Annotated in this window: 4 protein-coding genes; 2 read left to right on the forward strand and 2 right to left on the reverse strand. The window is 69.4% G+C overall.

What is annotated here, in order from left to right; all coding sequences use genetic code 11:
- Both D7X32_RS21620 and D7X32_RS21625 read left to right on the forward strand, forming a co-directional pair.
- Window positions 1–11,387: non-ribosomal peptide synthetase (locus D7X32_RS21620; protein WP_147450212.1), on the forward strand; the 11,387-nt coding region annotated here is incomplete at its 5' end.
- A 62-nt stretch (window positions 11,388–11,449) separates the two neighbouring features.
- Window positions 11,450–12,364: a hypothetical protein gene (locus D7X32_RS21625; RefSeq protein WP_120604463.1), complete on the forward strand. Its 915-nt coding sequence runs from the start codon at window positions 11,450–11,452 to the stop codon at window positions 12,362–12,364.
- On the opposite strand, the gene D7X32_RS21630 is transcribed toward D7X32_RS21625, so the two are convergent.
- The gene (locus D7X32_RS21630; protein ID WP_120604464.1) at window positions 12,361–13,098 is read right to left on the reverse strand and encodes an SDR family oxidoreductase; all 738 of its coding nucleotides are present in this window, start codon (window positions 13,096–13,098) and stop codon (window positions 12,361–12,363) included. The genes D7X32_RS21625 and D7X32_RS21630 overlap by 4 nt on opposite strands.
- Window positions 13,095–14,459 (reverse strand): FAD-binding oxidoreductase, encoded by a 1,365-nt coding sequence (locus D7X32_RS21635; protein WP_120604465.1) that lies wholly within the window; start codon window positions 14,457–14,459, stop codon window positions 13,095–13,097. Before D7X32_RS21635 ends, D7X32_RS21630 begins: the two co-directional genes overlap by 4 nt.
- Window positions 14,460–14,467 lie beyond the last annotated feature (8 nt).

The following is a 14,467-nucleotide window of genomic DNA, read 5'->3' on the forward strand; positions in this document are numbered from 1 at the left end:
ACGAGGCCCGCGCCGACGTGGGCGAGCTCGTCAATCGCATCCAGAAGGACTCGCTGGACGTCCTCGACTGCTCGCCCGCGCACCTGCGCCTGTTGCTGGACGAAGGCCTGCTGGAGCGCCAGTCCATTCCCCGCCGCGTCCTCGTGGGCGGCGAAGCGGTGGACCCCGCCACCTGGCGTCACCTCGCCCAGGCCCCGCGCCCGCGCGTCTTCAACGTCTACGGCCCCACCGAGTGCACCGTCGACGCCACCGCCTGCGCCTTCGACGCCTCTCCCACGCCCACCATCGGCCGGCCCCTGCCCAACGTCCGCGTCTATGTCCTGGACCGCACGCTGCGCCCGGTGCCTGTCGGTGTCGCGGGTGAGTTGTTCATCGGCGGCGAGGGCGTGGCCCGCGGCTACCTCAACCGCCCGGAGCTGACGGCGGACCGCTTCATCCCGGATGCCTTCTCCTCCAAGCCCGGTGCCCGCCTCTACCGCACCGGAGACGTGGTGCGCTGGCGTGCCGACGGGATGCTCGACTACCTGGGCCGCGCCGACTTCCAGGTGAAGGTGCGTGGCTTCCGCATCGAGCTGGGTGAAATCGAGTCCCGCTTGCTGTCACATCCCGCCGTGCATCAGGCCGTCGTGCTGGCCCGCGAGGACGTGCCTGGTGACAAGCGGCTCGTCGCGTACCTTGTCCCGGAAGAGGGCCAGTCCCTCGACGCCACGGAGCTGCGTACCTTCCTCAAGCAGCACCTGCCTGAGTACATGGTGCCCTCCGCGCTCCTCGTGCTGGAGGCCCTGCCGCTCAACACCAACGGAAAGGTGGACCGCAAGGCCCTGCCCGCGCCCCAGGGCACCGCGCTCGCCTCCACCTACGTCGCGCCGAGCACTCCCGCCGAGGAGCAGCTCGCCGCCCTCTTCATTCAGGTGCTGCGCGTGCAGCGCGTGGGCGTCCACGACGACTTCTTCGCGCTCGGCGGCCACTCGCTCTTGGCCACCCAGCTCGTCTCGCGCGTGCGCTCCACCTTCCGCGTGGAGCTGCCGCTCAGGGCCCTCTTCGAAGCCCCCACGGTCGCCGCACTCGCCGAGCGGCTCCAGTCCCTCACGCCGAACGTCAACCACCTGCCTCCGCGCACGCGGTCGCGCGCGGACGGCCCTCTGCCGTTGTCCTTCGCCCAGCAGCGGCTGTGGCTGCTGGATCAGCTCCAGCCCGGGGATGCGTCCTACAACATCCCCACCGCGCTCCAGCTCTCCGGTCACCTGGACATGGAGGCCCTGCGCCGTGCCTTCGAGGCGCTCGTCCAGCGCCACGAGGCCCTGCGCACCACCTTCCACCAGCATCAGGACCAGCCCGTCCAGACCGTCCACGCTCCGGGCGAATGGACACTGCCGCTCGTGGACCTCTCCACACGGCCTGAAGCGCTGCGGCAGGAAGAGGCGCGACGGCTGGCCGACGAAGAAGCGCGGCGCCCGTTCGATCTCGCAAGTGGCCCGCTGCTGCGCAGCACGTTGGTGCGGCTGGCCAACGATTCGCACCTGCTGTTGGTGACGATGCACCACATCGTCTCCGACGGCTGGTCCATGGGCGTCCTCGTCCGGGAAGTGGCGACCTTCTACGCGGCCTTCAGCACGGGCCAGTCGCCCTCCCTCCCGCCGCTGCCCGTGCAGTACGCGGACTTCGCGACGTGGCAGCGCAACTGGCTCCAGGGGGAGGCCCTGGATGCGCAGATCCAATACTGGAAGCAGCAGCTCTCCGGAGCGCCTGCCGCGCTGGAACTGCCTACGGACCATCCGCGTCCGCCCGTGCAGTCACACCGGGGCGGCACGATGGACGTGCGCATTTCCAAACCCATCTCGGAAGCACTCAAGACGCTGGCCCAGCGTGAAGGCGCCACGCCCTTCATGATGTTGCTGGCGGCCTTCCAGGTGCTCCTGTCGCGCTACTCCGCGCAGGACGACATCAGCGTGGGCTCGCCCATCGCGGGACGCACCCAGGCGGAGACCGAAGGCCTTATCGGATTCTTCATCAACACGTTGGTCCTGCGCGCCCAGCTGAACCCGCGCTCGACGTTCCGTGAGCTGCTGGCGCAGGTGCGCGACACGACGCTCGCGGCCTACGACCACCAGCACCTGCCCTTCGAGAAGCTCGTCGAAGCCGTGCAGCCCGCGCGCGACCTGAGCCGTAGCCCGCTCTTCCAGGCCTTGTTCGTCCTGCAGAACACGCCCACCGAGGCGCTGCGTCTGCCCGGCCTGTCCTTCCAGGCCCAGCCGTTGGAAGTCCACTTCGCCAAGTTCGACCTCTCCCTCGGCATGCGCGAAGGACGGGACGGCTTCGTCGGCACGTTGGATTACGCGACGGACCTCTTCGACGCCTCCACCATCCAGCGCATGGCCGGACACTTCGGCGTGCTGCTGGAGGCCATCGCGAAGAAGCCAGACACCCGGCTGGGCGACCTGCCCCTGCTCACCACCTCCGAGCGCCAGCAGGTCCTCGTCGAGTGGAATCCGGAAACGGCACTGGCGATTCGTGAGCCCAGCATCCCCGCGATGGTGGAAGCCCAGGTGCGCCGCACGCCAGATGCCGTCGCCATCATCACGCCCGAGCGGCAGCTGACCTACCGGGAGCTGGACGCGAAAGCGAACCAACTGGCTCACCGTCTGCGCGGCTTGGGCGTCGGCCCCGAAGTCCGAGTCGGCCTGTGCGTCGAGCGCACCGAAGACCTCCTCGTCGGCGCACTCGGCATCCTCAAGGCCGGTGGCGCCTACGTGCCGCTGGACCCCAGCTACCCGCGTGAGCGTTTGGGTTGGCTGCTCGAAGACGCACAGGGCCCTGCCCTCGTCGCCCACTCGCACCTGCTCTCCGCCCTGCCGGAGACTTCCGCCACGCCGGTGTGCCTCGACTCGGATGCGGAGCTGGCGAAGCAGCCCACTACTGCGCCTGCCGTGGACATCCACGCCGGACACCTCGCCTACCTCATCTACACCTCCGGCAGCACCGGCCGTCCCAAGGGCGTCGCCATCTCCCATGGCAACGCCGTCTCCTTCCTCCACTGGGCCCTCGCCACGTTCTCTCCGGACGAGTTGAAGGGCACCCTCGCCGCGACGAGCCTCAACTTCGACCTCTCCGTCTTCGAGCTCTTCGCGCCGTTGAGCAGCGGTGGCGCGGTGGTGGTGGCTCGCAACGCCCTGCACCTGGCGGAGCTGCCCACCGCCTCGCACGTCACCCTCGTCAACACCGTGCCTTCCGCCATGGCGCAACTGCTGCGCCTGAATGCGGTGCCTCCCACGGTGCGTGTCATCAACCTCGCCGGTGAAGCCCTGCCGGAGACGCTGGCGAAGCAGGTCTACGCCGTCCCCACGGTGCAGAAGCTCTTCAACCTCTACGGGCCCTCCGAGGACACCACCTACTCCACCGCCTCCCTCGTCGGCCGCGACGAGGTGCCTCTCATCGGTCGCCCACTGCCCGCGACTCGCGCCTACGTACTCGACGCTTCGTTGCAGCCAGTGCCTGTGGGTGTCGCCGGTGAGCTGTACCTCGCGGGTGAAGGACAAGCGCGTGGCTACCTGCTGCGCCCGGAGCTCACCGCGGAGCGCTTCGTCCCGGAACCCTACGGCCCGCCCGGCGGCCGCATGTACCGCACGGGCGACCGCGTCCGTTACCGCATGGACGGGCGTCTGGAGTACCTCGGCCGCATCGACTTCCAGGTGAAGGTGCGTGGCTTCCGCATCGAGCTGGGCGAAATCGAAGCAGCGCTGCGCCGCGTCCCCGGCCTCAAGGACGCTGTCGTCGTCGCCAAGGGCGAAGCCGCCGACAAGCGCCTCGTCGCCTACGTCACGCCCAAGGCCAATGCCTCGCTGGAGGTGGAAGCCATCAGGACGCATCTGCGCCAAGGGCTCCCTGAGTACATGGTGCCCGCCACCTTCATGGTGCTGGACGCCCTGCCTCTCAACTCCAACGGCAAGGTGGACCGCAAGGCCCTCCCGGAGCCGGAGGCGCCTCAGTCGGGCAACACCTACGAAGCGCCTCGCACGGAAGTGGAGGCGAAGCTGGCGTCCATCTGGGCGGAGGTCCTCCGTCTGCCCCAGGTCGGCGTGAAGGACTCCTTCTTCGAGTTGGGTGGGCACTCGCTGCTGGCCACGCAGGTGGTGTCGCGCGTGCGCGCCGAGTTCAGCGTGGAGCTACCTCTGCGCGCCCTCTTCGAATCCCCCACGGTCGAAGCCCTGGCCGCACGGCTGCACGGGAGCACGGGGCCTCAGGCGCCGAAGCTCACCCGTGCCGAGCACGAGGGCCCGCGGCCTCTGTCCTTCGCCCAGCAGCGACTGTGGCTGCTGGATCAGCTCCAGCCCGGGGATGCGTCCTACAACATCCCCACCGCGCTCCAGCTCTCCGGACACCTGGACGTGGAGGCACTGCGTCGTGCCTTCGAGGCGCTCGTCCAGCGCCACGAAGCCCTGCGCACCACCTTCCACCCGCATCAGGACCAGCCCATCCAGACCGTCCACGCCCCAAGTGGATGGGTGCTGCCGCTCGTGGACCTCTCCACGCGGCCTGAAGCGCTGCGGAAGGACGAGGCGCGACGTCTGGCCGACGAGGAAGCGCGGCGCCCGTTCGATCTCGCCAGTGGCCCGCTGCTGCGCAGCACGTTGGTGCGGCTGGCGGATGACTCGCACCTGCTGCTGGTGACGATGCACCACATCGTCTCCGACGGTTGGTCCATGGGCGTCCTCGTCCGGGAAATGGTGGCCTTCTATGAGGCCTTCACCACGGGCAGCACCCCGGCCTCCGCGCCACTGCCCGTGCAGTACGCGGACTTCGCGACGTGGCAGCGCAACTGGCTCCAGGGGGAGGCCCTGGATGCGCAGATCGACTACTGGAAGCAGCGGCTCGCGGGTGCGCCCGCGGCGTTGGAGCTGCCCACGGACCGCCCGCGTCCGCCCGTGCCGTCACGCCGGGGCGCCACGGTGGACGTGCGCATCTCCCCGGAGGTCTCTCACGCGCTCAAGACGCTGGCACAGCGTGAAGGCGCCACGCCCTTCATGACGCTGCTGGCGGCCTTCCAGGTGCTCCTGTCGCGCTACTCCGCGCAGGACGACATCAGCGTGGGCTCGCCCATCGCGGGACGCACCCAGGCGGAGACCGAAGGCCTTATCGGATTCTTCATCAACACGTTGGTCCTGCGCGCCCAGCTGAACCCGCGCTCGACGTTCCGTGAGTTGCTCGCCCAGGTGCGCGGCACGACGTTCGCTGCGTTCGAGCATCAGCACCTGCCCTTCGAGAAGCTCGTCGAAGCCGTGCAGCCCACGCGCGACCTGAGCCGCAGCCCGCTCTTCCAGGCCATGTTCGTCCTGCAGAACACGCCCACCGAGGCGCTGCGTCTGCCCGGCCTGTCCTTCCAGGCACTGCCGTTGGAAGCCCACTTCGCCAAGTTCGACCTCTCCCTGGGTATGCGCGAGGGGCGGGACGGCTTCGTCGGCTCGTTCGAGTACGCGACGGACCTGTTCGACGCAGCGACCATCCAGCGCATGGCCGGACACTTCGGCGTGCTGCTGGAGGCCATCGCGAAGAAGCCAGACACCCGACTGGGTGACCTGCCCCTGCTCACCAACTCCGAGCGCCAGCAGGTCCTCGTCGAGTGGAATCCGCCTGCCGCGCAGACGACGCAGGAGCCGAGCATCGTCGCGATGGTGGAAGCCCAGGTACACCGCACGCCGGACGCTGTCGCCATCATCACGCCGGAGCGACAGCTGACGTACCGGGAGCTGGATGCGAAGGCGAACCAACTCGCACACCGGCTGCGCGATCTGGGTGTCGGCCCCGAAGTCCGAGTCGGCCTGTGCGTCGAGCGCACCGAGGACCTCCTCATCGGCGCCCTCGGAATCCTCAAGGCCGGTGGCGCCTACGTGCCACTCGACCCCAGCTACCCGCGTGAGCGTTTGGGTTGGCTGCTGGAGGACGCCCAGGGCCCCGCCCTCGTCGCCCACTCGCACCTGCTCTCCGCGCTGCCGGAAACCTCCGCCACGCCGGTGTGCCTCGACTCGGATGCGCAGCTGGCGAAGCAGCCCACTACAGCTCCTGAGGTGGACATCCATCCGGGCCACCTCGCCTACCTCATCTACACCTCCGGCAGCACCGGCCGTCCCAAGGGCGTCGCCATCTCCCATGGCAACGCCGTCTCCTTCCTCCACTGGGCCCTCGCCACGTTCTCTCCAGAGGAGCTGAAGGGCACGCTCGCCGCGACGAGCCTCAACTTCGACCTCTCCGTCTTCGAGCTCTTCGCGCCGTTGAGCAGCGGTGGCGCGGTAGTGGTGGCTCGCAACGCCCTGCACCTGGCGGAGCTGCCCACCGCCTCCCACGTCACCCTCGTCAACACCGTGCCCTCCGCCATGGCGCAGCTGCTGCGCCTGAATGCGGTGCCTCCCACGGTGCGCGTCATCAACCTCGCGGGCGAAGCCTTGCCGGAGACGCTGGCGAAGCAGGTCTACGCCGTCCCCACGGTCCAGAAGCTCTTCAACCTCTACGGCCCCTCCGAAGACACCACCTACTCCACTGCCTCCCTCGTCGGCCGTGACGAAGTGCCCCTCATCGGCAGGCCCCTGCCCGCGACTCGCGCCTACGTACTCGACGCTTCGTTGCAGCCGGTGCCCGTCGGAGTCGCCGGTGAGCTGTACCTCGCCGGTGAAGGCCAGGCGCGTGGCTACCTCCTGCGCCCGGAACTCACCGCGGAGCGCTTCGTCCCGGAGCCCTACGGGCCTCCCGGTGGCCGCATGTACCGCACGGGCGACCGCGTCCGTTACCGCATGGACGGGCGTCTGGAGTACCTCGGCCGCATCGACTTCCAGGTCAAGGTGCGTGGCTTCCGCATCGAACTCGGTGAAATCGAAGCGGCGCTCCGTCGCATCCCCGGCCTCAAGGACGCCGTCGTCGTCGCCAAGGGCGAAGCCGCCGACAAGCGCCTCGTCGCCTACGTCACGCCCAAGGCGGATGCCACGCTGGAAGTGGAAGCCCTCCGGGCGCACCTGCGTCAGGGGCTCCCCGAGTACATGGTGCCCGCCACCTTCGTGGTGCTGGACGCCCTGCCCCTCAACTCCAACGGCAAGGTGGACCGCAAGGCCCTCCCGGAGCCGGAGGCTCCTCAGTCGGGCAACACCTACGAAGCGCCTCGCACGGAAGTGGAGGCGAAGCTCGCGTCCATCTGGGCGGAGGTCCTCCGTCTGCCCCAGGTCGGCGTGAAGGACTCCTTCTTCGAACTGGGCGGGCACTCGCTGCTGGCCACGCAGGTGGTGTCTCGCGTGCGCACCGAGTTCAGCGTGGAGCTACCTCTGCGCGCCCTCTTTGAATCCCCCACGGTGGAGGCACTCGCCGGACGGCTGGCGGGACTCACCCGCACCCACGGCCCGCAGCTCACCCGCGTCGCGCATGACGGCCCGCTGCCGCTGTCCTTCGCGCAGCAGCGGCTGTGGCTCATCGATCAACTGGAGCCGGGCAGCGCCCTCTACAACGTGCCCGTCGCCGTCCGGCTGGAAGGCCACCTGCGTCCGGACGTGCTGGAGCGAGCCCTGCAGGAAGTCGTGCACCGTCACGACGCCCTGCGCACCACCTTCGTCCAGGTGGGCGGCGAGCCCGTCCAGCGCATCCATGCCGACAGCCCCCTGCCGCTGGGCCTCGTGGACCTCTCGGAGGTGCCCGACGCCGAGCGCGAGTCCGAGACACGGGCCCGCGTGGAAGCGGAGATGCGCCGGCCCTTCGACTTGAGCACCGGGCCGCTCATCCGCACGCTGCTCTTCAAGCTGGCGGACAACGAGCACGTCCTCGTCGTCACCCTGCACCACATCGTCTCCGACGGCTGGTCGCTGGGAGTGCTGGTGCGTGAAGTCGCGACCCTCTACGCGGCCTTCTCCGCCGGACAACCGTCGCCCCTGCCCGCCCTGCCCGTGCAGTACGCGGACTACGCGGACTGGCAGCGCCGCACGCTTTCAGGTGAGACGCTGCGGCAGGAAGTGTCCTGGTGGGAGGCGAAGCTCTCCGGCGCGCCGGCCGTGCTGGAATTGCCCACCGACTTCCCCCGTCCCGCCGTCCGGAGCAATGCAGGCGCGACCTTCAGCTTCACCCTGCCGCGTGAATTGACGGAGGCATTGAAGAGCCTGGGCCACCGGGAAGGCGGCTCCCTCTTCATGGTGCTGATGGCCGCCTGGCAGGGCCTGCTGTCGCGCTACACGGGGCAGCAGGACATCAGCGTGGGTTCACCCATCGCGGGCCGTACCCGCGCGGAGACGGAAGGCCTCATCGGCTTCTTCGTCAACACGCTCGTCCTGCGCGCGAAGGTGGAGGAAGGCCAGTCCTTCCGTGCGCTGCTTCAGCAGGTGCGCACCACCGTGCTGGAGTCCTACGAGCACCAGGAGGTCCCCTTCGAGAAGCTGGTGGAGGCCCTGCAGCCCATGCGAAGCCTCAGCCACACGCCGCTCTTCCAGACGCTCCTCGCGCTCCAGAACGTGCCCACGGAGGACGTGCGGCTGCCGGACCTCCGCATGCGAGGGATGACGGCCGCCCAGGCGACGTCCAAGTTCGACGTGAGCGTCTTCTTCACGGAAGGGGCCGACGGCCTGCGCGGCACGCTGGAGTACAGCACCGCGCTCTTCCAGCGGAGCACCGTGGAACGGATGGCGGGCCACCTGCGCACTGTCCTGGAGGCCGTGGCCGCGAAGCCCGAGCAGTCCGTGGCCGCACTGCCGCTGCTCTCCAGCGACGAGCGTCAGCGCATCCTCGTGGAGTGGAATGACACGGCCGCCGTCAGCCCGACGGATGTCCCCGTCCACGTCCACTTCGCGCGGCAGGCCTCGCGTACACCTCACGCCGTGGCCCTGGTGCTGGGGGATGCGGCGCTGACGTATGCCCAGCTGGACTCGCGCGCGAACCAACTGGCTCACCACCTGCGCGCGCTTGGCATTGTCCCGGGTGCGCGAGTCGGCCTCGCCGTCGAGCGCTCCGTCGAGCTGGTGACGGCGTTGCTCGCCATCCTCAAGGTGGGCGCCGCTTTCGTCCCCGTGGACCGCAACGCGCCCGTGGAGCGCATCGCTGCCCTGCTGGAGGATGCCGACGTTCAATTCATCGTCACCCATCAGCCCTTCGCCGCGCTGCTGCCCACCAACGGCACCCGCGTCTGGCTGGATGCGCAGCAGGACGTCATCGCCGCGCTGCCCACGCACGCCCCCGATGTCCGCGTGGACGGTGAAGCCCTGGCCTACGTCATGTTCACCTCGGGCTCCACCGGCCGTCCCAAGGGCGTCAGCGTGCCGCACCGGGGCATCACCCGCCTCGTGCTCGGCAACACCTTCATGCGCTTCGGACCTGAAGAGGTGTGGCTGCAGTTCGCGCCTGTCGCCTTCGATGCCTCCACGCTCGAAATCTGGGGCGCGCTGCTGCACGGCGCGAAGCTCGTCCTCGCGCCGCCTCACTCCTTGTCGCTGGAGGAGTTGGCCGCCCAGCTGCGTCACCACCGTGTGACGTCGCTGTGGCTCACCGCCGCGCTCTTCGAGCAGATGGCCCTGCACCAGGGCGAGACGCTCGCTGGCGTGCGTCAGGTCCTCGCGGGTGGCGACGTGCTGCCCGCGGACCGCGTGCGCGAGCACCTGTCCCGTATCCCCGAAGGCGCGACCTTCATCAACGGCTACGGCCCCACGGAGAACACCACCTTCTCCGCCACCTTCTCCATGCGGCACGGCACGCGCGTGGATGGCGCGGTGCCCATTGGCCGGCCGCTCTCCAACTCCACCGCCTACGTGCTCGACGCGCATCTGCGTCCGGTCCCCGTGGGCGTCGCGGGTGAGGTGTACGTCGGTGGCCCGGGCCTCGCCTGGGGTTACCTGAACCGTCCCGACCTGACCGCGGAACGCTTCGTCCCTCATCCCTTCGCCTCCACTCCGGGTGAGCGCCTCTACCGCACCGGGGACAAGGCTCGCTGGCGGGAAGACGGCACGCTCGACTTCCTGGGCCGCGTCGACTTCCAGGTGAAGGTGCGTGGCTTCCGCATCGAGCTGGGTGAAGTCGAAGCAGCGTTGCGCTCCTCCACGGGTGTCAACGAGGCCGTCGTCGTGGCGCGTGGTGCCGATGCGGACAAGCGCCTCATCGGCTACGTCACCGCGCGCGAGGGCCACGCACTCGATTCCGAGGCACTCAAGACAACCCTCAAGCAGCGGCTGCCCGAGTACATGGTTCCCTCGGCGCTGATGATGCTGGACGCCCTGCCGCTCAACGCCAACGGCAAGGTGGACCGCAAGGCCCTGCCCGAACCCGATGCCCACACCATCGAGGCCAAGGACTTCGTCGCGCCCCGAGATGCGCTCGAAATGCAGCTCGCCCGCATCTGGGAGGACGTCCTCGGCGTCCGCTCCGTCGGCGTCCGCTCCAGCTTCTTCGAACTCGGCGGCCACTCCCTTCTCGCCGTGCGCATGGTCGCCGCCGTGCGAGAGCGCCTGGGAAAGACGATTCCCCTCTCCGTCCTCTTCCAGCAGCCCACCGTCGAGCAGCTCGCCCAGATACTCCGCGATGACTCCCAGGCCTGGACGCCGCTCGTCCCACTGGAGCGCGGAGAGGCAGGCCACCGGCCCTTCTTCCTCGTCCACCCCGGCGGCGGCAACGTGCTGGCCTACTCGGAACTGGCGCGTCGCCTGGGTCCCTCTCTCCCTGTCTACGGCCTCCAGTCGCGCGGCCTCGACGGACGCCCCGTCGCTGAATCCATCGAGGAGATGGCTACCCTCTACATCGAGGCCATCCGCACGGTGCAGCCGCACGGCCCCTACCAGCTGGGAGGCTGGTCCCTGGGCGGACTCGTCGCCTACGAGATGGCCCAACGGCTGCGTGAAGCAGGCGAAGCCGTGGACCTGCTCGCGCTCATCGACACCCACGTGCCCGGCCTGACGAAGCCCTCGCAGGACGCCACGCGCTTCGATGCCGAAACCCGCGCACGGCTCGCCTTCGCCCACGCCACCGCGACGGCCTTCGGCCAGGACCTCTCCGTCTCGGACGAATCGCTTGCGCAGGGCGGCGACGACGCGATGCTCGACCACCTGCTCCAGGAAGGCCTCCGGGCGCGCATCCTCGACGCGCACGCGGGCCCCACCCAGCTGCGAGTCCTCTTCAACGTCTTCCGGGCCAACCTCTTCGCCCAGGAGAAGTACGTGCCCCGGCCGTACGACGGCACCGCCCTGCTCCTGAGCGCTGGCGAGGCCCCCGCCGCCCTCCCGCGTCACCGCGGCTGGGAGCCACTCGTCCGCGGCGGCCTGGAAGTGCACACCGTGCCCGGCGGCCACCACGCCCTGATGCAGGACCCGCACCTCGGGCCTGTCGTCGAGCACCTGCGCAGGGCCCTGTCATCCCTCACGCGGAACGCAGCCACCGGCAGTTGAAGCCAACCTCCACTCCGTGTCTGCCCTTCAGGCACGGAGTGGAAACGGGTTACGGTGGGCGCATGTCGCGCGAAGACAACAATCGCTATCTCCGCAGTGTCGCCAACAACCAGCTCCGCAAGATCCCCATCCTGGGGCGGTTGGGTCCCCATCCGTTCCTGAAGCTCCTGCTCTTCTGGGGAGTCCTGCTGGCACTCTATGCCGGCTTCTACGTCTTCTTCTCCAATCCCTCACCCATGTCCGAGGACGGGGCCGGATCCATCCCCGCGCCCCGATTCCAGTGGGAGATGGGAAAGCAATTGCTCACCTACGTCGCCCTCTTCTTCGCGCTCATGGGCGCGAGCCTGGGCTGGCGTCAATTCCAGGCTCAAAAGGCGCGCAGGAAGGAAGCCGAGGCGCTCCAGCAGCCGGGCCCGGAGGCCCACCTCCGGCTCACGGACGAGCTCCTCCCCCCGACCAGCCCGTTCCCTGACGTGGACCTGCTGCGGGCGCAGAGGCGAGCCCTGGCGAGGGTCCTCTACGGGCAGGACGCCCTGGCCCGCCACGAATTGAATGCCGTGAACTGGCGGGGCAAGGCGCCCCTGCTCCAGGCCATGGAGCGCGGCACTGACGCGCTCCTCCACATGCTCTGCAAGGACGACCCCGAGCAGGCACTGACGCTCGCCCGCGAGGCCCTCTCCCTGGCCGACCTCCACCCCGCGGTCCCCGGCGCCAAACAGGGCCGCGTCTTCTACGACGTCCTCGTCCACTCCGCGGAGGTCCTCGCGGGCCAGGTGACGCCGGAGGGCATGCGGACCTTGGAGCACCACCACGAGGTGTCCTCCCTCATCGTGATCCGCCTGGTGAGCGCGTGGTCCCTCCGGGCCGCTTCCACCCAGGTGAAGGACGCGGAACGCGCGGAGCGGATGCGCCAGTTCCTCCAGACGCACGCGCCCCACTGCGCCGCGCTTCACCGGCTGCCCACGGCGGAAGCCTAGAGCTTCAGCCGCTTGAACACCGGCTCCGGGATGCTGCGGATGATGAGCATGATGAGCGCCCAGAAGCCGGGCACGTAGACCTCGTTCTTGCGCCCGTCCGCGGCCTTCAGCAGGCCGCGCGCCACCTGCTCCGGCGAGGCGAAGAGCTTGTTCTTCGGCACGTGGGCCGTCATCGGCGTGTCCACGAAGCCGGGCTTCACCGTCACCACCGCCACGCCGGACTTCGCCAGCCGGTTGCGCAGGCCCTGGAGGAACACGGTCAGCGCGCCCTTGGACGCGCCGTACACGTAGTTGCTCTGCCGGCCGCGATCTCCGGCCACCGACGAAATCACCACCAGCGTGCCGGCCTTCTGCGACTCGAAGCGGTTGGCCAGCTCCGTCAGCAGCGACGCAGCGGAGAGGAAGTTCGTGCGCAGCACCACCTCCGCCGCCGCCCACGAGCGCTGGCTCTCCGTCTGGTCTCCCAGCACGCCATGCGCCAGCACGGCCCCGTCCAGTCCGCCCAGGGCCTGCCACGCCCGCTCCACGAGGCTCGCGTGCGCTTCGCAGTCGTTCAAATCCAACGCCCGGAACTCCACCTTCGGCGCGCCACGCGTGGACGCGTCCCGGGCCACCGCCTCCAGGTTCGCGGCGTTGCGGCCCACCAGGTACAGCGACGCCCCGCGCGCGGCGAGCAGCCGCACCGTGGCCTGCGCAATGGCGCTCGTGGCACCGAGGACAATGACTTTCTTCATGGGATGGAGACCTGGCGCCCTTCCAGTGAAGGCAGGGGCAGCGGCACCGGATTCACCCGGCGCCAGAAGGAGGACGAGAACGCGGGATCGACGTACGCGGAGAACCGCTCGCGCTGGGGGAAGTACGCCGCGAAGCTCTCCGGACTCATGCGCGCGTCCTTGGCCGGGTACACCGCCCCGCCCGCCTCGCGCGTCACGCGGTCCAGCGACTCCACCAGCCGCCACGTCTTCTCGCCCTGGTTGGCGAAGTCCAGGGCCAGCGTGTAGCCCGGGCGAGGAAAAGACATCCACCCGGGCGACGGCAGGTCGCCGAACGTCTTGAGCACGGACAGGAAGCTGGGCAGCCCGCCCTTGGCGCTGCGCTCCAGCAGCTCCTTCAGCGCGTCGCGAGCGGTGGCGTGGGGCACCACGCACTGGAACTGGAGGAAGCCCCGGCGGCCGTAGATGCGGTTCCAGCCATACACGCTGTCGAGCGGGTAGAAGAACGGATCGTAGTGCACGAGCCGCGGGGACGGCTTGGTCCGCTCCCGGTGGTAGTACAGGAAGTTGAAGGCAGACACCGACAGCCGGTTGAGACAGAAGCCCGGCAGGTCGATGGGCACCGCGAGCCCGCTGCCATGCGACAGGTGGCTCTTCGCCAGGGGCAGCCGGTCGAACTGCGTGGGCGCGAAGTTGCCCCGGTAGAACAGGCCACGCCCCAGCTTGCGGCCACGCGCCAGGCAATCCACCCACGACATGGTGAAGTCGTGATCCGCCTCCGACTCCGCGGACACGCGCATGAAGCCGTCCAGGTTCTCGAACGGGACGGTCTCCTGCACCACGAAGGGGTTGCGGATGGGCGTCAGCTGCACCTCCGCCCAGGTGACGAGCCCCGTGAGCCCCAGGCCGCCAATCGTCGCGCCGAACCAGTCGGCGTTCTCATCGGGCGAACACATCCGGCGGCTGCCATCCGAGCGCACCAGCTCGAACCGGCGCACGTGCCGGCCGAACGTCCCGGCCCGGTGGTGGTTCTTGCCGTGCACGTCGTTGGCGATGGCGCCGCCCACCGTGACGAACTTCGTGCCCGGCGTCACCGGCAGGAACCAGCCACGCGGCACGGCCAGCCGCAGCAGCGTGTCCAACGACACGCCCGCCTCGCACCGCACCACGCCCGTCGCCGGGTCGAAGTCGATGAGCCGGTCCAGGCCCGCCGTGAGCAGCACCGTGCCCCCGCCGTTGAGGCAGGAATCGCCGTAGCTGCGGCCCAGGCCATGCGGCAGGACGGGCCCATCCACCCGGGGCAGCGCGTCCGAACGCCAGACGAGCGCGCGCGTCTGTTGTTCCACGCGGGGGAAGCGGCCCCAGGAATCCGACGTGCTCATCGCCACGC

This window comes from Corallococcus carmarthensis, from assembly GCF_003611695.1.
GTDB lineage: Bacteria > Myxococcota > Myxococcia > Myxococcales > Myxococcaceae > Corallococcus > Corallococcus carmarthensis.